The organism is Tenacibaculum insulae (genome assembly GCF_964512435.1).
Lineage (GTDB): Bacteria > Bacteroidota > Bacteroidia > Flavobacteriales > Flavobacteriaceae > Polaribacter > Polaribacter insulae_A.
The window spans coordinates 1,806,643-1,826,972 of sequence record NZ_OZ208512.1; the positions used below are offsets into that span (position 1 = coordinate 1,806,643).

General features: G+C 31.7%; 15 protein-coding genes. 7 read left to right on the forward strand and 8 right to left on the reverse strand.

The window, feature by feature from the left end; translation table 11 throughout:
* Positions 1 to 68 precede the first annotated feature (68 nt).
* Positions 69 to 2,030, forward strand: a complete 1,962-nt coding sequence (locus ACN5J5_RS08385; protein ID WP_418644472.1) for a YgiQ family radical SAM protein — start codon at positions 69 to 71, stop codon at positions 2,028 to 2,030.
* Positions 2,031 to 2,094: 64 nt separating this feature from the next.
* Here ACN5J5_RS08385 and ACN5J5_RS08390 read toward each other — a convergent pair whose 3' ends face one another.
* From ACN5J5_RS08390 to ACN5J5_RS08425, 8 genes are all read right to left on the reverse strand, one after another.
* Positions 2,095 to 2,523, reverse strand: coding sequence for a GNAT family N-acetyltransferase (locus tag ACN5J5_RS08390; protein WP_418644473.1), 429 nt, complete (start codon positions 2,521 to 2,523; stop codon positions 2,095 to 2,097).
* A 13-nt stretch (positions 2,524 to 2,536) separates the two neighbouring features.
* Positions 2,537 to 3,301 carry a tryptophan synthase subunit alpha gene (trpA, locus tag ACN5J5_RS08395; protein WP_418644474.1) on the reverse strand — a complete coding sequence of 255 codons (765 nt, stop codon included), beginning with the start codon at positions 3,299 to 3,301 and terminating at the stop codon, positions 2,537 to 2,539.
* Entirely contained in the window at positions 3,301 to 4,479 is a 1,179-nt protein-coding gene (trpB, locus tag ACN5J5_RS08400) for a tryptophan synthase subunit beta (protein ID WP_418644475.1), read from the reverse strand. The genes trpA and trpB overlap by 1 nt, the downstream gene beginning before the upstream one ends.
* The gene (locus ACN5J5_RS08405; RefSeq protein ID WP_418644476.1) at positions 4,460 to 5,122 is read right to left on the reverse strand and encodes a phosphoribosylanthranilate isomerase; all 663 of its coding nucleotides are present in this window, start codon (positions 5,120 to 5,122) and stop codon (positions 4,460 to 4,462) included. Before ACN5J5_RS08405 ends, trpB begins: the two co-directional genes overlap by 20 nt.
* 2 nt (positions 5,123 to 5,124) lie before the next feature.
* Positions 5,125 to 5,910: an indole-3-glycerol phosphate synthase TrpC gene (gene trpC, locus ACN5J5_RS08410; protein ID WP_418644477.1), complete on the reverse strand. Its 786-nt coding sequence runs from the start codon at positions 5,908 to 5,910 to the stop codon at positions 5,125 to 5,127.
* A 134-nt stretch (positions 5,911 to 6,044) separates the two neighbouring features.
* Entirely contained in the window at positions 6,045 to 7,034 is a 990-nt protein-coding gene (trpD, locus tag ACN5J5_RS08415) for an anthranilate phosphoribosyltransferase (RefSeq protein ID WP_418644478.1), read from the reverse strand.
* A 106-nt stretch (positions 7,035 to 7,140) separates the two neighbouring features.
* Complete coding sequence (locus tag ACN5J5_RS08420; RefSeq protein ID WP_418644479.1) at positions 7,141 to 7,719, reverse strand: anthranilate synthase component II; 579 nt, start codon at positions 7,717 to 7,719, stop codon at positions 7,141 to 7,143.
* Between the two features lie 70 nt (positions 7,720 to 7,789).
* Positions 7,790 to 9,181, reverse strand: a complete 1,392-nt coding sequence (locus ACN5J5_RS08425; protein ID WP_418644480.1) for an anthranilate synthase component I family protein — start codon at positions 9,179 to 9,181, stop codon at positions 7,790 to 7,792.
* A 482-nt stretch (positions 9,182 to 9,663) separates the two neighbouring features.
* On the opposite strand from ACN5J5_RS08425, the gene asnB reads away from it, so the two are divergent.
* The 6 genes from asnB to ACN5J5_RS08455 all read left to right on the forward strand — a co-directional run bounded on the left by asnB (position 9,664) and on the right by ACN5J5_RS08455 (position 20,208).
* Positions 9,664 to 11,328, forward strand: a complete 1,665-nt coding sequence (gene asnB, locus ACN5J5_RS08430) for an asparagine synthase B (protein ID WP_418644481.1) — start codon at positions 9,664 to 9,666, stop codon at positions 11,326 to 11,328.
* Between the two features lie 138 nt (positions 11,329 to 11,466).
* Positions 11,467 to 14,919, forward strand: a complete 3,453-nt coding sequence (locus ACN5J5_RS08435; protein ID WP_418644482.1) for a pyruvate carboxylase — start codon at positions 11,467 to 11,469, stop codon at positions 14,917 to 14,919.
* A 191-nt stretch (positions 14,920 to 15,110) separates the two neighbouring features.
* Positions 15,111 to 15,641 (forward strand): hypothetical protein, encoded by a 531-nt coding sequence (locus ACN5J5_RS08440; protein ID WP_418644483.1) that lies wholly within the window; start codon positions 15,111 to 15,113, stop codon positions 15,639 to 15,641.
* Positions 15,642 to 15,777: 136 nt separating this feature from the next.
* Positions 15,778 to 16,839: a helix-turn-helix domain-containing protein gene (locus ACN5J5_RS08445; protein ID WP_418644484.1), complete on the forward strand. Its 1,062-nt coding sequence runs from the start codon at positions 15,778 to 15,780 to the stop codon at positions 16,837 to 16,839.
* 278 nt (positions 16,840 to 17,117) lie between these two features.
* On the forward strand, positions 17,118 to 19,055 hold the full coding sequence (gyrB, locus tag ACN5J5_RS08450; protein WP_418644485.1) for a DNA topoisomerase (ATP-hydrolyzing) subunit B: 1,938 nt from the start codon (positions 17,118 to 17,120) through the stop codon (positions 19,053 to 19,055).
* Positions 19,056 to 19,167: 112 nt separating this feature from the next.
* The gene (locus ACN5J5_RS08455; RefSeq protein WP_418644486.1) at positions 19,168 to 20,208 is read left to right on the forward strand and encodes a DUF6588 family protein; all 1,041 of its coding nucleotides are present in this window, start codon (positions 19,168 to 19,170) and stop codon (positions 20,206 to 20,208) included.
* Positions 20,209 to 20,330 lie beyond the last annotated feature (122 nt).

The following is a 20,330-nucleotide window of genomic DNA, read 5'->3' on the forward strand; positions in this document are numbered from 1 at the left end:
CTATTCATTTATTTAACACCTTTTTATGATAGGTAATTTCAACTAAAACGTTGTACCTTTGCAACGGCATGAGAATAAGACGAGTTTCAGATTGGTTACCGACTACAAATAAGGAGGTTAAGTTAAGAGGATGGGAAGAATTAGATGTAATTCTTTTTAGTGGAGATGCATATGTAGATCATCCATCATTTGGTCCTGCAGTAATTGGGCGTATACTAGAAAGTTACGGGCTAAAAGTAGCCATTGTACCACAACCTAGTGTAAACGATAATTTACAGGATTTTGAAAAGTTAGGAACCCCGCGTTTATTTTTTGCCATTACTGGTGGATGTATGGATCCGATGGTAAGTAACTACACCGCAAGTAAACGTCGTAGAGATAAGGATGCTTATACTCCAAATGGTGATAAAGGTTTTAGACCAGATTACGCTACTTCGGTTTATTCAAAAATTTTAAAAGAAAAATTTCCAGACGTTCCGGTATTAATTGGAGGTATTGAAGCTTCATTACGTCGTGTAACTCATTACGATTACTGGTCAGATAAGTTATTGCCAACAATTTTAGAAACTTCTAAAGCTGATATGTTGGTATACGGAATGGGAGAACAACCGTTGCGTGAAATTGTTGAGTTACTACAAAAAGGTGTTCCGTTTTCGAGCTTAAAAACCATAAAACAAACAGCTGTTTTTGTTGAAGAAGGAGAGAAAATTCCGAAGAATAAAAATTGGAAAGATGTTGATATCAATTCGCATGAATTGTGTTTAAAAGATAAAAAAGCATACGCATCAAACTTTAAAGTAATAGAGCAGGAGTCGAATAAATTATATGCGCGTCGTATTTTTCAAGAAGTAGGTGGTAAGAAGCTGATGATAAATCCGCCATATCCTACCATGACTGAAAAAGAAATTGATGCTTCTTTCGATTTGCCTTTTACACGTTTGCCGCATCCAAAATATAATAAGCGTGGGCCAATACCTGCGTTTGAAATGATAAAATTCTCGATAAATATTCACCGTGGATGTTTTGGAGGTTGTAGTTTTTGTACAATTTCTGCGCATCAAGGAAAATTTATTGCCAGTCGTAGCCAAGAATCTGTTTTAAAAGAAGTAGATGCCGTTGCGCAAATGGACGATTTTAAAGGTTATTTATCTGATATTGGTGGACCTTCTGCCAATATGTATAAGATGAAAGGAAAAATACAATCTATCTGTGATAAATGTGTGGCGCCTTCTTGTATATCGCCAGTAATATGTAGTAATTTAGATACTTCTCATAAGCCGTTAACAAAATTATATCAAGCTGTAGATGCACATCCGAAGATAAAAAAATCATTTATAGGAAGTGGGATCAGGCACGATATGTTAGTGCCTGAGTTTAATAAAAATGCCGATCCGAAAGAGTTAGATGCGTATACCGAAGAGGTGATGACCAAACACGTTTCTGGTCGTTTAAAAGTAGCACCAGAACATACTTCTGATCCTGTTTTAAAATTGATGCGTAAACCATCGTTTAAATATTTTCATTTATTTAAAGAACGATTTGATCGTATCAACATAAAAAAGAAATTAAAACTTCAGTTGATTCCTTACTTTATTTCAAGTCATCCAGCTTGTGAAAAAGAAGATATGGCAAATTTAGCTGCCGAAACTAAAGATATGGGTTTTCAGTTAGAGCAAGTACAAGGATTTACGCCAACACCTATGACAGTTGCTACGGTAATTTATTATAGTGGTTACCATCCATACACTCTGAAACCAACAAAAACGCCTAAAACAGCTAAAGAAAAAGAAGATCAACATAAATTCTTTTTTTGGTATAAAAAGGAGAATAGAAAGTGGATTAAAGATACGTTAACTAAAGTTGGACGTAACGATTTGTTAAAAAAATTATTGCCTGAAGATACTTCGTGGAAGAAAAATAAAGCAGGTAAAGCAAAAAATACGTTTGATGATACGGTAGAAAAGTTTAATCCGAAATCTCGAAATTCAAGAAGAAAATCGAAAGGAAATTATAGTAAGAAGAGAAGGTAAAAAGCTTTTAGTATAAAATATAAAAACTCAGTATTGCATAGGTAATACTGAGTTTTTTGTTTTCTTAACTTGATGTAAATAAGCGTTCCATTACGATATACTGAATCCCACCTTTTTCAAATTTTTTATTGGTTGGTTTTAAATCGAATCTTTCATAGAAGGTTGATTTTTCTACTCGAGCATTGCACCATAATTTACGGGTTCCTTCTTTTTTTGCTGATACGATTACTTTTTGTAATAAAACTGTTCCGTATCCCAATCCTTGAAATTCAACTAGTGTTGCAAATTTTCGAAACTGCACCTCATTATTAACGGTAAACAATGAAACTATTGATGTTAGCGTGTTGTTTACATGTAAACCCAAATGTTTTCCGTTCTTATCGTCTGGTAACTCAACATAGGTTAATGGTTTGTTTGGCCACATAACTTTGTGTCGAATATGTAAAGTCTCAACAATAGAAGTTTCTTTAATTATAGGTTTGTTACTTTTCAATTATAATTAAGATTTATCGGATAGATTTTATAAAAGTTTCAATCCCGTCAACTCCATTTTTTTCTAAATTTTTGATAAAAGCCGAACCAATAATAGCTCCGTTCATATAATTACAAGCAGTTGAAAATGTTTTTTTATCAGAAATACCAAAACCTACAATTAGCTTGCTTTGTAAATTCATCGCTTTAATTCGATTAAAATAATCGATTTGTTGTTGTGAAATTTCACCTTTTGCACCTGTAATACTCGCAGATGCAACTACGTAAATAAATGATTTGGTGTAAGAATCAATCTTTCTAATTCTTTCTTCGGATGTATGCGGAGTTATTAAAAATACATTGTTAATTCCGTATTTATTAAATAATTGCTGATAATGATTTTCGTATTCAACCATTGGTAAATCAGGAATAATTACAGTGTTAATTCCACAACTTACTAATTTTTCACAAAATTCTTTTTCACCATATTTTAGCATTTGATTTAAATATCCCATTAAAACCAAAGGTGTTTTATTGGTGTTTTTTATTGCTAATAATTGTTCAAAAATAATGTCTAAATTAATTCCGTTTTGCAACGCTTTTTGGCTACTATCTTGTATGGTTGGACCATCTGCAAGTGGATCTGAATAAGGAAGTCCTACTTCAATAAAATCTACACCACTTTTTTCTAATTTAGAAATTACTTTGGTGGTGTCATCTAACTTCGGAAAACCAGAAGTAAAATAAATTGATAATAAATTTTTATCCTTTTGCTGAAATATTTGTTGAATTGAGTTCATTATGATTCCAAATGTTTGATATACGTTTCTAAATCTTTATCACCTCTACCAGATAAATTAACAACGATTACTTGTTCTTTATTTAAATCCATTTTAGGTAAAACAGCCAAGGCATGTGCACTTTCTAAAGCTGGAATTATTCCTTCAATTTTGGTTAATTCATAGGCAGCAGTTAAGGCTTCTTTGTCAGTTGCATTCATAAATTTTGCACGTTTTGTTTCGTGTAAAAAAGCATGTAAAGGACCAACTCCAGGATAATCTAATCCAGCAGAAATTGAATATGGTTCTACAATTTGTCCATAGGCATCTTGCATTAAAATAGTTTTACTACCATGAATTACACCAACATCACCTAATTGAGAAGTTGCGGCGCTTTCGCCAGAATTCACTCCTAATCCAGCAGCTTCTACAGCAATTAATTCTACTTCTTCATCCTCTAAATAATGATAAAAAGCACCAGCAGCATTACTTCCGCCGCCAACACAAGCAATAATTGCATCAGGATTCTCTTTACCTGTTTGTGCTTTTAATTGAATTTTCATTTCTTCAGAAATTACAGCTTGTAAACGCGCAACCATATCAGGATATGGATGTGGACCAACTACCGAACCGATTAAATAATAGGTGTCAGGATGTTGAATCCAATAACGAATTGCTTCGTTTGTAGCATCTTTTAAGGTCTTGCTTCCGCTGGTAGCGGCAACAACTTTTGCGCCCAACATTTTCATACGAGCAACATTGGGGGCTTGACGTTTAATATCAATTTCGCCCATAAAAACAGTGCATTCTAATCCCATTAAAGCACAAACAGTGGCTGTGGCAACACCGTGTTGACCTGCACCTGTTTCTGCAATAATTTTAGTTTTACCTAAATGTTTTGCAACTAAAATCTGACCAATGGTGTTGTTAACTTTATGAGCTCCTGTGTGATTTAAATCTTCACGTTTTAAATAAATGGTAGCACCATATTTTTCAGATAATCTTTTTGCCAAATATAACGGACTTGGACGCCCAACATAATGTTGTAATAAATCTTTGTATTCCTTTTGAAACTCTTCTGATTCTAAAATTTTCAAATAATTATCTTCTAACTCTTTTACGTTTGGGTGCAGTAATTCAGGAATAAATGCACCTCCGAATTGTCCGTAATAACCGTCTTTATTTGGTTGAAATTTCATTTTTAAATTTCTTTAATTTAGTTACTGATTTTTGTCCTGTTTCTGTTTCAAACTTGCTATTTACGTCTAAAGCGTAAATAGGTAAATCAGTATTTCGTAATTTATTTATTTCTTCAATTTGTTCTAAACCTATGCCGCCACTTAAAAAGAAAGGAATCTTAGAATTATAATTCTTTAAAACTGACCAATCGAATGTAATTCCATTTCCACCTCTTTCTTTTCCTTTAGTGTCAAATAAAAAATAATCAACAATTTGTTCGTAAGGCTTTAAAATATCAAAATTAAAATCGTCTTTAATTCCAAATACTTTTACAATTTCTGGAATTTTGTATTTTGCTTTTGGATGTTTTTCAGCAATACTTTCTTTAAAAATTGTTTTAAGACGATTTAAATATTCAGGCGATTCATCTCCGTGTAGTTGCACCATATTTAAACCATATTCTTCTACTAATGAAACTACAATTTCAGGAATTTCATTTACAAAAACACCTGCTTTTTTAATTTCTTTAGGTAATTCAGGAATAATGCCTTCAAAATTTCTTTTTGATTTTTCGTAGAAAATAAAACCTAAATAATCAGGATTTAATTCCGCAACTTGCCGAATATTATCTACGTATTTCATTCCACAAACTTTCAGTTTCATAATTATCTAATTTGATCGATGAACTCTTTACAAGCTTGCCCCGGATTATCAGTTTTCATAAAATTTTCTCCAATTAAAAACCCTTGAAAACCGTATTCTTTTAACCCTGTAATAATTCTAGGATCTGAAATTCCACTTTCAGAAACTTTTAAACAAGAATCTGGAATTTGACTTGCCAGTTGTATTGAATGCTCTAAATCAACTTCAAAAGTTTTTAAATTTCTATTGTTAATTCCAACAATTTTATTGTCTAACTCAATTTTGTCTAAATCTTCTTGATTATGTACTTCGTATAAGACTTCTAAACCTAAATCAGTAGCCAATTGTCCGTAATTTTTCAATTCCTGTTTGGTTAAACAAGCAGCAATTAATAAAATTACGTCAGCACCAATTGCTTTGGCTTCTACAATTTGAAATCCGTCTACAATAAAATCTTTTCTAAGAATTGGTGTTTGTTGATTAATAACTCTAGCTTCCATTAAATCTGCCATGGTACCGCCAAAAAAAGAAGTGTCCGTTAAAATAGATTGCGCTGCAACGTTAGCATCTAAATAACCATTCGTTACATCAGCAATGGTGGCTTTGTCGTTAATGATTCCTTTGGATGGTGATTGACGTTTAAACTCGGCAATAATTCCTGTAGAACCAACTTCTAATAACGATTTTTTTAAAGAAAAACTCGTTCTTTTAAAATTTGGACTTTCTACTAGTTTTTTAACAGGAACTTCTGCTTTAATCTTAGCAACTTCCTTTTTTTTAAACGCGATTATTTTATCTAGTATTGTCATTTATGTTTTTTTACATCTCGATACAAATTTATTCATTCTTCATAAATTCACTCAATGTGACAGTAATATTATTCTCGCTGTCAGTTCGAGTGATTTTCGATTTTATGAGAAAATAATATCGAGAACTTTTTTATTTATAAGCTTACTAATTTACTCAAACATTCTTTTGCTTTCAATCCAAAAAGCGAATCTTTAGCTTCAGCAAAAGTATCATGAAAAGTTTTATTTTTATCTACAATTTGTAATGCAAAAGCGGCATTTGTTAACACTACATTATTTTGAGCTTCAGTTCCTTTTCCGTCTAAAATATTTTTAAATATTTTTGCCGCATCAGCAACTGAATTTCCGCCAAAAATTTCTGATTGTGCTAAATTTTTAAAGCCTAAATCTTCTGGAGAAATTAATTTCTCGCCTTGTTTTGTAAACATTTTAAACGCTCCTGTTAAAGAAATTTCATCATAACCATCTAATGCGTGTACAATTCCGTAATTACTGTCTTCTTCTTGTAAAATGTAGTTGTACAAACGCGCCACTTCTAAATTAAAAGTTCCTAATAATTGATTTTGAGGCGAACTCGGATTTACCAACGGCCCCAGCATATTAAAAAACGTTTTTAAAGCCAATGCTTTTCTTGTTGGTCCAACGACTTTCATGGCTGGATGAAATTTTGGAGCGTGTAAAAAACAAATATTTGCGCTATCTAATTGTTGTTTTAAAACAGCTTCATTGTTTGTGAATTCGTACCCAAAACTCTCTAGCATATCAGAAGAGCCAGATTTTGAAGAAACCGAATAATTACCGTGTTTCGCTACCTTTTGCCCTGTTCCAGCAACAATAAAAGAGGTTAAGGTTGAAATGTTAAACGTGTCTTTTCCATCGCCACCAGTTCCAACAATATCAATGGTATTAAATTCTGATAAATCTACTTTTATCGCCAATTCTTTTAAAGCGTTCCTAAATCCAGAAAGTTCATCAACAGTTATTGGTCGCATCATAAAAACAGTCATAAAGGATGCTAAATGTGCATCGTTATATTGTTCGTTTGCAATATTGATTAAAATCTCTTTTGCTTGCGTTTTTGATAACTTTTTTTGTTGATATAAGTCGTTTAATATTTTTTTCATTTTATGCTGAATTTGCTTGTGCTGAACTTATTTCAGTATTTTTTTTGTCAGGTCGAGTGCAGTTGAAACCTAATTAAAATCTCTCAACTTTACTCGAGGAGACAGTTTACTTTTTTACGTTATTTAAAAAATTACGAACAATTTGCTCACCGACTTCTGTTAAAATAGATTCTGGATGAAACTGCACTGCTGATATATTGAATTCTTTATGCTCAATTGCTTGAATTCCGCCATCTTCATCAACAGCAGTAATAGCAATTGTTTCAGGAAAATTTTCTTTGGATGCAATCCAAGAATGATATCTCGCTGCATCAAACTTTGTTGCAATTTCTTTAAAAATAACCGCATCTTTTTTTACGATTTCCATTTCTGTTGCCACGCCATGAAAAACTTCGCCCATGTTTTCTATTTGTCCGCCAAAAACTTCGGTAATTGCTTGCAATCCTAAGCAAACACCAAAAATTGGTTTGATTCCTGCATAGGTTGCAATTACTTCTTTTAAAATTCCTGCTTCATCCGGAATTCCAGGTCCTGGTGATAAAATAATAACATCATAACGAGTAATTTCATCCACCGAAATCTCATCATTACGAAAAACATCTGGTAAATTTCCCGTAATATCTTCTACCATGTGCACTAAATTGTAGGTAAACGAGTCGTAATTATCTAGTATTAATATGTTCATGTTTTTATGCTAAAAGCTGTAAGCTTTACGCTATAAGTATAAAACTTACAGCATAGAGCGTTTAGCTAGTTTATATCTTTTCTGCTAAAATCAACGCTTTTTTCAGCGCTGCTAATTTATTATTTACTTCTTGCAACTCTTTTTCTTCATCAGAATGAATTACGATTCCTGCACCAGCCTGATAATACAAAACGTTACTTTTACTCACAAAAGAACGAATGGCAATTGCTAAATTTACCGAGCCATCTAATCCGATAATCCCTACTGCACCACCGTAAAATCCGCGAGATTGATTTTCGTATGTATCAATTAATTGCATCGCTTTATATTTAGGAGCTCCACTTAACGTTCCGGCAGGAAAAGTATCACCCACAATTTCAATCGGATTTCCTTTTATTTTTCCTTGAACTGTAGAAACTAAGTGAATTACGTGGCTAAAATATTGTACTTCTTTAAAAACCTCAACTTTTACATTTTCGGCATGTTTGCTTAAATCATTTCTTGCCAAATCTACCAACATCACATGTTCGGCAGTTTCTTTTTTATCTTCGGATAAAATTTTACCCAATTTTAAATCTTCTGCCATATCTCCAGTTCTTCTAAAAGTTCCGGCAATTGGGTTTATGGTTGCTTTTCCTGCATTGATTTTAATTTGAGCTTCGGGCGAAGATCCCATTAATTTAAACGAACCATAATCAAAATAAAATAAATATGGCGACGGATTTATTGAGCGTAACGCTCTATATACATTAAATTCATCACCTTTAAACTCTTGTTGAAATTGACGTGATAATACCAGCTGAAAAACATCACCACGTTTACAATGTGCTTTTGCTTTTACTACATATTCTTTAAAATCTTCGTCGGTACAATTTGAAGTTTCATTTCCGTTAATTTCAAACTTTTGGGTATTAAAAGTTTGAGAATTAATAATGGTTTCAATTTCCGAAATCCTCGATTCAGTGCCTTTTTCTACATTTTCTATCAAGGTCATTTCATCATTAAAATGATTAATGGCGATAATAAATCGGTAAAAACTGTATTGCATTTCTGGAATTGCAGAAGGTGCTTTTTTGGTTTGGAATTTTATGTTTTCAAAATACTGAACACTATCAAAAGTAGTGTAACCATATAATCCGTTAAACGATTTTAAAGAAGCGTCACAATCAAGATCAACTGTAGATTTATAGGTGTCAAATAACTCGTAAAAATTCTTGTCAATTTTCTTGTTCTCTTGTGTGGTTCCGTTGTATGATAACGATAAGAAATCATTTTCGGCTTTTATCGTTAAAATTGGTTCGATACAAATAAAAGAAAAACTCTCTTCTTTACTATGATAATCTGAACTTTCTAGTAGTAAGGTGTTTGCGTATTTATCTCTAAATCGTAAATACAAACCAACCGGAGTTACGGTATCAGAAATTTGAGTTTTACTAGTTGTTTTAAATGCTATTTTATTCATTTTATCTTGTCTGGTCGAGCGCAGTTGAGACCATTTTAATCTCATTTTATTTGAATGACCTCTCGACTGCGCTCGAGGTGACATTTTTAGTGTTAAAATAAAAAAAGGCTTATCGTGAGATAAGCCTTTTCGTTATAATATATACATATAGGTTTCTTCTCACTTAATTTTTAAGAGAGTTCCACCACCATATGTTGTTTTGTTTCATCATTATATGGCAAATGTATAATAGATTTTTAAGAATCCAAATTTTTATTTCAATTTATTTATAATAAAAAGGAAATGTTAAGCTTTTTGTGTGTTAATTTCTGTTTTTAATTACATATTTATATAAATATTAGTTTATATGTTTTTATTTGTAATTTAAATGTAGATTTTAGTTTTCAAAATCAAACTTCATTCGGTTATTTGTGTCATAATTATAAACAAAAAATAATTTCCTCTTGATGTTTTAAATAAAGAGGAAGGTAAAATATAAAGTTATGTGTGGAATTGTATGTGCGTTTGATTTAAAAGAAAAATCTGAAAGTTTAAGATCTCAGGTTTTAGAAATGGCTAAAAAAATACGTCATCGTGGTCCGGATTGGAGCGGAGTTTATAGTGATGATAAAGTAATAATGGCGCATGAGCGTTTGGCGATTGTAGATCCCGCTTCTGGTCAGCAACCTTTATTTAGTGCTGATAAAAAATTGATTCTTGCAGCCAACGGAGAAATTTACAATCATAGAGAAATCCGTAAGCAATTAGATGGTTCTTACGAATTTCAAACGGCTTCAGATTGTGAGGTGATTTTAGCACTTTATAAAGAAAAAGGTGTTGATTTTGTAGATGATATGAACGGTATTTTTGGTTTTGCTTTGTATGATGTAGAAGAGGATACGTATTTTATTGCCAGAGATCATATGGGGATTATTCCTTTATATATTGGTTGGGATCAAAACGGAACTTTTTATGTGGCATCAGAGTTAAAAGCTTTAGAAGATATTTGTGCTAAAATTGAATTATTTCCTCCAGGGCACTATATGTCAAGTAAAGACGGTGAATTTGTACAGTGGTATAAAAGAGACTGGAGTGAATATGAGGCTGTAAAAGAAAATGAAACAAGTATTCAAGAAGTTAAAGAAGCGCTAGAAGCTGCGGTTCATAGGCAATTAATGAGTGATGTACCTTATGGAGTATTACTTTCTGGAGGATTAGATTCTTCGGTAACATCTGCTATTGCAAAAAAATACGCTCAAAAAAGGATTGAATCAGATGATAAATCAGAAGCTTGGTATCCGCAATTACACTCCTTTTCTGTAGGGTTAGAAGGTTCTCCAGATTTAGCAGCAGCTCAAAAAGTAGCAGATCATATTGGTACGATTCATCACGAAATAAAATTTACCATCCAAGAAGGTTTAGACGCTATTAAAGATGTTATTTATAATATTGAAACGTATGATATTACCACCATTCGTTCATCAACACCAATGTATTTAATGGCGCGTGTTATTAAATCAATGGGAATAAAAATGGTGCTTTCCGGAGAAGGAGCGGATGAAATTTTTGGAGGATATTTATATTTTCATAAAGCACCAAATGCACAAGAATTTCATGAAGAGACCGTACGTAAATTAGATAAATTACACATGTACGATTGTTTGCGAGCTAACAAAAGTTTAATGGCTTGGGGAATTGAAGGACGTGTACCGTTTTTAGATAAAGAATTTATGGATGTTGCCATGCGCATCAACCCGAAAGATAAAATGATTAACGGTGAGCGCATGGAAAAATGGGTGATTCGTAAAGCTTTTGAGGATATGTTACCTGAGAGTGTTGCTTGGAGACAAAAAGAGCAGTTTTCTGACGGAGTAGGTTATAGTTGGATTGATACTTTAAAAGAAGTGGTTGATAAAGAAGTAACTGATGAGCAATTAGCAAATGCAAAATTTAGATTCCCTATTCAAACACCAACCAATAAAGAAGAATTTTATTACCGTTCAATTTTCGAAGAGCATTTTCCGAGTGATACCGCAGCATTAAGTGTACCACAAGAAGCAAGTGTTGCTTGTAGTACTGCAACTGCTTTAGAGTGGGATGAAGCATTTAAAAACATGAATGAACCTTCGGGGCGTGCAATTGCAAACGTTCATGACGATTCATATTAAAATAGAAATGATGTAAAAACACAAGTGGTTAAATACTTTTAATAATTAAGTTATAGGCAATTAATTGATAATATAAACTGCGTTTACTATATTTACAGCGAACATTCGCTAATAAAACTCAAAACACACACTAAAAGGATGAAAATAAAAAAAGTACTTGTTGCCAACAGGGGAGAAATTGCTATTAGAATTTTTAGAGCTTGTACCGAAATTAATGTTAAAACAGTAGGAGTTTATACTTTTGAAGATAGGTATTCTTTGCATCGATATAAAGCAGATGAATCTTATCAAATAGGAGAAAATAATGCGCCATTAAAGCCTTATTTAAATATTGATGAGATTATTAGAGTGGCTTTAGAGAGTGGTGCAGATGCTATTCATCCTGGATATGGGTTTTTGTCAGAAAATGCAAATCTTGCGCAAAAATGTGATGACAACGGTATTATTTTTATTGGTCCTAAAGTATCTGTATTAAAATCTTTAGGAGATAAAATTACAGCAAAAGAAGTTGCAATTGCTAATAATATTCCGATTATTAAGAGTAACGAAAAACCTTTAGTTGATATTGATACTGCTTTAAGTGAGGCTGAAAAAATAGGATATCCTATTATGTTAAAAGCAGCTTCTGGAGGTGGAGGAAGAGGAATGCGAGTAATTAGAGAGGCAGGTGAGTTAAAACAAGCTTTTAATGAAAGTAAAAGGGAGGCTTTAAATGCCTTTGGAGATGATACTGTTTTTTTAGAGAAATATGTAGAAAACCCGAAGCATATTGAAATTCAAATTGTTGCAGATAATTACGGGAATACAGTGCATTTATATGAGCGTGATTGCTCGGTGCAACGTCGTTATCAAAAAGTAATCGAGTTTGCTCCTTCATTTGGTTTAGATAAGAAAACAAAAGATGCATTATATAAATATGCTATTGATATTTGTAAGGCAGTAGATTATAATAATATTGGTACAGTTGAGTTTTTGGTTGATGATGACGGATCTATCTATTTTATTGAGGTAAATCCGCGTATTCAAGTAGAGCATACCGTTACTGAGGTGGTTACAAATATCGATTTAGTAAAAACTCAACTATTTATTGCGGGTGGTTATAAATTAGCGGATAAGCAAATAAAAATAACCAATCAAGAAACTGTAAAAATTAATGGTTATGCGTTGCAATGTAGAATTACAACAGAAGATCCTCAAAATGATTTTAAACCAGATTATGGTGAAATAACGACTTATAGAAGTGCTTCTGGTTTCGGTATTCGATTAGATGCAGGTAGTGTGTACCAAGGAGCTATTATTTCGCCTTTTTTTGACTCTATGTTGGTAAAAGTTACTGCAAATAGTAGAACTTTAGATGGAGCTTGTAGAAAAATTCGTAGAGCATTAGCAGAATTTAGAATTAGAGGTGTTAAAACAAATATGCCTTTTCTTGATAATATTTTAAAACACGATACTTTTAGAAAAGGAGAAGTAACAGTAAACTTTATCAAACAAAACACAGATTTATTTAACTTTAAAGCTCCTAGAAATAGAGCGACCAAGCTGGTTACTTATTTAGGAGATGTTATAGTAAACGGAAATCCGGATGTTAAAAAAATAGATAAAACAAGAACATTTGTAAAACCTATTGTTCCTAAGTTTGATGCGAATGCTGCGTATCCGAAGGGAACAAAAGATTTATTAACAGAATTAGGACCTGATAAATTTTCGGAATGGTTAAAAAATGAAAAGAAAGTTCATTTTACCGATACCACAATGCGTGATGCACATCAAAGTTTATTAGCAACCAGAATGCGAACTTTTGATATGTTAAAGGTGGCAGAAGGTTACGCAAAAAACAATCCGAACATTTTTAGTATGGAAGTTTGGGGAGGTGCAACTTTTGATGTTTGTATGCGTTTTTTACAAGAAAATCCATGGGAACGCTTACAGTTGTTGCGTAAATCAATGCCAAATGTGTTGCTGCAAATGCTAATTAGAGGTTCAAACGGAGTAGGTTATACGGCATATTCTGATAATTTAATAGAGAGTTTTGTACAGCAATCTTGGGAAAACGGAGTAGACGTTTTTAGAATTTTCGATTCCTTAAACTGGATGAAATCTATTGCGCCTTGTATAGAGCATGTTCGTAATAAAACCAATGGTTTGGCAGAGGCTTCTATTTGTTATACCAGTGATATTTTAAATCCAGAAAACACAAAATATAATCTTAAATATTATACCAATTTAGCAAAAGATATTGAAAATGCTGGGGCGCACATTCTTGCTATAAAAGACATGGCAGGTTTATTAAAACCTTATGCAGCTTTCGAATTGGTTTCTGCCTTAAAACAAGAAATTGATATCCCGATTCATTTACACACGCATGATACATCATCAATACAATCTGCTACTTATTTAAAAGCAATTGAAGCTGGTGTTGATGTTGTTGATGTAGCTTTAGGAGGATTATCAGGTTTAACATCGCAGCCAAATTTTAATTCGGTTGCCGAAATGATGAAATTTAACGAAAGAGAAAGCGATTTAAATATCGATTCTTTAAATGAATATTCTAATTACTGGGGCGCTGTTAGAGAATATTACTATCCGTTTGAATCTGGATTAAAAGCAGGTTCTGGAGAAGTGTTTAAGCATGAAATTCCTGGAGGACAATATTCAAACTTAAAGCCACAAGCACAAGCATTAGGGTTAGAAGATCGTTTTCATGAAATTACAAAAATGTATGGCGATGTAAATTTACTTTTTGGTGATATTGTAAAAGTTACTCCAAGTTCTAAAGTAGTAGGAGACATGGCACAGTATTTAGTAAGTAATAATTTAACGGTACAAGATGTTTTAGAGCGAGGAGATACAATTTCATTTCCGCAATCGGTTGTGAGCTTTTTTAAAGGAGATTTAGGGCAACCTGTTGGCGGGTTTCCTAAAGATCTTCAGAAACTAATATTAAAAGATCAGGCGCCTTATACTGATAGGCCAAACGCACATATTGAACCTTTAGATATTGAAGAAGAATATAAATCGTTTAAAAATATCTTTGAAAATGATTTAAGTAGACCTATTGATTTTACTGATTTTTTATCTTATAAATTATATCCAAAGGTTTTTACAGATGCTTACAATCAGCATTTAAAATATGATAGTTTAATAAATTTACCAACTAAAAACTTTTTCTATGGTATGGAAAGAGGAGAGGAAATTATTGTTGAACTAGATAAAGGAAAAACGTTATTAATTCGTTTAGATTCTATTGGAAGACCAAATAGTGACGGAATGGTTACGGTTTATTTTAAGGTAAACGGACAAGGAAGATCTGTTCAAATAAAAGACGGATCAATAAAAGTAGATAAAATTGAACACGTTAAAGCTGATAAAAATGAATCAAAAGAAATCGGCGCACCTTTACAGGGAATGTTGTCAACTATTTTGGTAAAAGAAGGTGAAAAAGTAACAAAAAATCAACCTTTATTTATTATCGAAGCAATGAAAATGGAAACTACTATTACAGCAACTGAAGATACAACAATAAAACAATTGGTATTAAAAGCAGGAGTAATGGTAAATTCAGATGATTTAGTGCTTAAGTTAGTGTAAAACACATGTAATAAAATAAAAAACCTTGCTTTTGCGAGGTTTTTTTGTTTTTAAGAGTATTTAAAAAGATAAAACTAATTTTAATAATAAAAAAACTATTCCTTATACTTTTTTAAAGGTTAAGGTTTTAATTTTGAACCCAGTAATTATTCATACTCCTCATTTTTTAATAACCATAAAAACTTAGTATTATGAAAAAATTAGCATTTGGTTTTCTTTTTTTAGGATTAACCACCTTGATGTATTCTCAAGGCAAAAGTGAAGTTCAGAACATTGTTTTAGAAACAGTAACAATTAAACCTTTAAATATAAGTTATTTAAGGAAGGTGCAAGATAAAGATACACCTAGTTTAGTTAAAAATTTAGAAGGAGAAGCAGCGAGGTATGATATTACAGAATCGCCTATGTTTGAAAAAGAATTTGAGGCGTATGAAGTTGTTTTTAAAACTAAAAAGAAAAATGGAACTAGCGGGATAATCACCGCAACATACGATTCTAAAGGAAAAATTATAAAATCAATAGAAAAGTATAAAAACATTTTATTACCTAAAACGGTTAGGAATGTTATTTTAAGAAAATACCCTGGATGGACTATATATAAAGATGTTTATTTGGTGAGTTATAAAACAGACAAAACGGCTAAAAGAATATTTAGAGTTCAGATAAGGAAAGAAGGAAAAAGAAAAAATTTAAAATTAGATTACGAAGGTAATATTAGTTAAAACTTCAATAGCCTTTAAAAAATACTTTGCCCTCTAGCAAAATATTTTTTAAAGGTTATTTAACTATTTGTTACTGTTTTTACCCCTTTTTACATAGAATAAATATAAATAAGGGATATATTCATTAATTTTACAAATGTCGTTTTACTTAATTCAACATATAACTAATACAAAAGCCACCATAAATTTAGTTACAGCGTTTTATTCTAAACTTATAGAAATACGCAATAATAAAGTTATTAATTTTTGGATAAATGCTAAGAAAAACAGCGTTTTTTATTTAATAAAATCTTCTGATAAAAATGAGATTGAACATTTGTATATTAAATTTCCTGATTTTTATCCAGATAAAATAACATTGGTAAACAATCATTTAGTGTCTGCTTTTTTAAAAAGTGAACAGAAACTTAAAAAAATACGATCAATACCTTTTTTTAAAAGAGAAAAGCATGCTGTTTTTTTTGTCGTAAAAATTCCGAAGCATATTTTCTATAATCATTTAACAGATGATGAATTATCGCATAGAAAAGTAACAATTAAAAAAATAGTATCTTCTTGTAAAGGATGTGTAATAGCTTCAGTAAAAGAAGATTTAATAGCTTCTTTTATATCTTATAAAAAAGCAATTAGTTGCGCAGCTTTAATTGTAGATAAATTAAAAGACAAAGTATCTTTAAAAATAATATTACACCCTTGTCTTTATAAAAACAACAATTTATTTATAAGGTTAATAGATAATTTAATTAGTTACTCTTACTTTATAAAAACAACAAAACAACTTGTTTTATTTTCTGATAAAAAAAATTATACTGAAAATCAAGAAAATGTTCATTGGTTACGTATGGAGGAAAAAACCTTTTTATTTTCATTAATTGATCTTTTGTCAGAAAATTATCGAAACCCTAAATTTAGTGTTTCAGAAATTAGTAGTTTAATGATGATGTGTAAAACTAAATTGTATAAAAAAAGCAAGATAATAACTGGTAAATCTACAAATCAATTGCTAAAAGATTTTAGATTATTAAAATCAATTGATTTGATAATGGAAGGAGGATTAACGATAAATCAAATCTCAACCGATATTGGTTTTAGTAGTAATTCGTATTTTTCTAATTGTTTTAAAAAAAAGTTTGGCTTTTCACCTAAAGAATTACTAAAAAAAGAACAGCCTAAAAATTTGCATATAAATGGCTGTTAAAAGCAGTTGTTTTACTTTTTAGTAAATACAAAAAAGACGTTTTAAGATTGTTTGACTTAAGGCGGCATAAAAAATAGTTTTAAAAGTTTTAAATTCAAATTTAAGCTGTTTTTTAAGCGATTTAAGCTGGTTTTGTTTTTTTAATAAATTCTCTAGTTTTTAAGTTTAGTGTAGTAAATCCTTTCTTTTGGTGTTTAAAATTCATAACTTTGAGAAGTTAAAATCGTTTTGCAAGACGGTTTTTTTTATGATTGAAAAACAAATTAATTCACTTTATAATGAGCGAAGAAAAAAAACATAATTATGACGCTTCCAGTATTCAAGCATTGGAAGGGATGGAGCATGTTAGAATGCGTCCGTCAATGTATATTGGTGATGTTGGTGTACGTGGTTTACACCATTTAGTATACGAAGTTGTAGATAACTCTATTGATGAGGCTTTAGCAGGACACTGTGATAGAATTGATGTAACAATTAACGAAGATAATTCGATTACCACTAAAGATAATGGTCGTGGTATTCCTGTCGGAATTCATAAAAAAGAAGGTGTTTCAGCATTACAAGTTGTAATGACAAAAATTGGAGCAGGTGGTAAATTTGATAAAGATTCGTATAAAGTTTCTGGTGGATTACACGGTGTTGGTGTTTCTTGTGTTAACGCATTGTCAGATCATTTAACAGCAACTGTACACAAAGAAGGTAAAGTTTGGCAACAAGAATACGAAAAAGGAAAAACACTATATCCGGTAAAAACAATTGGCGAAACTGATTTTACAGGTACCATTGTAACTTTTTTACCAGACAAATCAATCTTTCAACAAACAACAGAATATAACTACGAAACGCTAGCAACTCGTATGCGAGAGTTATCGTATTTAAATAAAGGAATTACAATTACGTTAACCGATAAACGTAATAAAGATGATGAAGGAAATGATATTTCTGAAACTTTTCAATCTGATGAAGGATTATCTGAATTTGTAAAATATTTAGATTCTACACGCGAGCAATTAACTGCAGGAGTTATTGCCATGGAAGGTGAAAAAAACGGAATACCAGTTGAGGTTGCAATGGTGTATAACACATCATACTCTGAAAATTTACACTCTTATGTAAATAACATTAATACACACGAAGGAGGAACACATTTATCTGGTTTTCGCCGTGGATTAACACATACGTTAAAAAAATATGCTGATGAATCAGGGTTATTAAAAAACGTAAAGTTTGACATTGCTGGTGATGATTTTAGAGAAGGATTAACAGCTATTGTTTCTGTAAAAGTTGGTGAGCCACAGTTTGAAGGACAAACAAAAACAAAATTAGGTAACCGTGAAGTAAGTTCGGCAGTTTCTCAAGCAGTAGCAGAAATGCTAACTGATTATTTAGAAGAAAATCCGAATGATGCAAAAACAATCGTTCAAAAAGTAATTTTAGCAGCGCAAGCACGTCACGCGGCACGTAAAGCACGTGAAATGGTGCAGCGTAAAACAGTAATGAGTATTGGAGGTTTACCTGGTAAATTATCTGACTGTTCAGAAACTGATCCAGCACAATGTGAAATTTTCTTAGTTGAGGGAGATTCGGCAGGTGGAACTGCAAAACAAGGTCGTGATCGTAATTTTCAAGCAATTTTACCACTTCGTGGAAAGATTTTAAATGTTGAAAAAGCGATGCAACATAAAGTTTTTGAAAACGAAGAAATCAAAAACATGTTTACAGCATTGGGAGTTACTATTGGTACAGAAGAAGATCCAAGAGCTTTAAACTTATCAAAAGTTCGTTATCATAAAGTAGTTATTATGTGTGATGCCGATGTAGATGGTTCGCATATTGCTACGTTAATTTTAACTTTTTTCTTTAGATATATGCGCGAAATGGTAGAGCAAGGTTATATTTATATTGCAACACCGCCATTGTATTTAGTTAAAAAAGGGCAAAAACGTGAGTATGCTTGGGATGATAATCAACGTGATTTAATTGCTCAGAAAATGGGAGGATCAGTAAATATTCAACGATATAAAGGTCTTGGAGAGATGAATGCAGAGCAATTATGGGATACCACCATGAATCCTGAATTTAGAACTTTACGAAAAGTAGTAATTGATAGTGGTACAGAAGCTGATAGAGTTTTTTCTATGCTAATGGGAGATGAAGTTCCGCCACGTAGAGATTTTATTGAACGCAATGCAAAATATGCAAATATTGATGCTTAAAAATTAAAGGATTTACTATAGTTATTAAATACAACCCAATTATTGGGTTGTATTTTTTTTATATATTAGCTGTATATTTTTTAACAGAAGATTAACAAAAAAACAAATAAACATGAAAAAGCACATTTTAATTTTTATTAGTGTTTTAACACTAAGTTTTACGGCAAAAGCACAAGATAATTTTGAGTATATTTTATTAGCAGATAAAGAAGATGCTAGTAAATTATTAAACGGATATTTTGCTCCGGCGATGGAAGGGTTTATCTACGGAATGAATAATGGATGGTATCACACGGCAAAAGTACATAAGGTTTTAGGTTTTGATTTAACAGTTGGTTTAAGTGCATCTATTGTACCATCGAAAGGAGAAATTTTCTCAGTTTCAGGACTTACATCAATTGCGCCTAATTCATTTTCTGCACCTACATTTGCTGGTGATGATAGAGAAACTTCTTTAACAGTAACAAAACAAGTTATGGTAAACGGTCAGCAAGAAACAGTTACTGCTGATTTTGAAATACCAGGAGGTATTACTGGAGATTTACCTTTAAATGCTATTCCAGCCCCAGTTGCTCAATTAAATATAGGTCTTCCTTTTAAAACAGAAGCTATGGTTCGTTTTTTTCCTGAAACAGATTTAGGAGATGATGGAGGAAAAGCAAGTATGTATGGTATCGGACTTAAAAAAGAAATTACAAGTTGGTTTGGTCCGTTAGATAAATTACCATTACATGTTTCTTTATTAGCAGCATATACTGCGATGGATGTTAGTTATGGTTTTGAAGATGGTACAAATGGACCAATTACAACTACTGATGCAAAAGCAGAATTTGAATTAAGATCATATACAGCACAGGCTATTGCTTCTTTAAACTTTCCAATAATTAACGTGTATGGAGGAATTGGTTATAGTAGCGGTAATTCAAAATTAAAAATGTCAGGAGAGTATAGAGGAGAATATACGTATACTAGCGGGGGTCAAAGTTTTACTTACTCAGAAGACCTAACTCCACCTAACATGGATTTTGATGCAGGTGGATTTAAAACTACTTTAGGAGCTCGTTTAAGCTTAGGTTTCTTTAAAATATTTGCAGATTACACTTTTCAAGAATATAATACAGTTTCTGCAGGTATTGCATTAAGTATTAGATAAAAATAAAAAGTAAAAAGAGATAAAAACCCATTGAAATATCAATGGGTTTTTCTTTTATATCCTTAGTCAAATCGTTATTTTTGTGCAACTTAAATTAATCATCACAATTAAATATATAAAAG

Coding starts and splice junctions, on each gene's coding strand:
- ACN5J5_RS08385 (WP_418644472.1), top strand. CDS start 69: ATGAGAATAAGACGAGTTTCAGATTGGTTACCGACTACAAATAAGGAG.
- trpA (WP_418644474.1), bottom strand. CDS start 3,301: ATGAACTCAATTCAACAAATATTTCAGCAAAAGGATAAAAATTTATTA.
- trpB (WP_418644475.1), bottom strand. CDS start 4,479: ATGAAATTTCAACCAAATAAAGACGGTTATTACGGACAATTCGGAGGT.
- ACN5J5_RS08405 (WP_418644476.1), bottom strand. CDS start 5,122: ATGAAACTGAAAGTTTGTGGAATGAAATACGTAGATAATATTCGGCAA.
- trpC (WP_418644477.1), bottom strand. CDS start 5,910: ATGACAATACTAGATAAAATAATCGCGTTTAAAAAAAAGGAAGTTGCT.
- trpD (WP_418644478.1), bottom strand. CDS start 7,034: ATGAAAAAAATATTAAACGACTTATATCAACAAAAAAAGTTATCAAAA.
- ACN5J5_RS08420 (WP_418644479.1), bottom strand. CDS start 7,719: ATGAACATATTAATACTAGATAATTACGACTCGTTTACCTACAATTTA.
- ACN5J5_RS08425 (WP_418644480.1), bottom strand. CDS start 9,181: ATGAATAAAATAGCATTTAAAACAACTAGTAAAACTCAAATTTCTGAT.
- asnB (WP_418644481.1), top strand. CDS start 9,664: ATGTGTGGAATTGTATGTGCGTTTGATTTAAAAGAAAAATCTGAAAGT.
- ACN5J5_RS08435 (WP_418644482.1), top strand. CDS start 11,467: ATGAAAATAAAAAAAGTACTTGTTGCCAACAGGGGAGAAATTGCTATT.
- ACN5J5_RS08440 (WP_418644483.1), top strand. CDS start 15,111: ATGAAAAAATTAGCATTTGGTTTTCTTTTTTTAGGATTAACCACCTTG.
- ACN5J5_RS08445 (WP_418644484.1), top strand. CDS start 15,778: ATGTCGTTTTACTTAATTCAACATATAACTAATACAAAAGCCACCATA.
- gyrB (WP_418644485.1), top strand. CDS start 17,118: ATGAGCGAAGAAAAAAAACATAATTATGACGCTTCCAGTATTCAAGCA.
- ACN5J5_RS08455 (WP_418644486.1), top strand. CDS start 19,168: ATGAAAAAGCACATTTTAATTTTTATTAGTGTTTTAACACTAAGTTTT.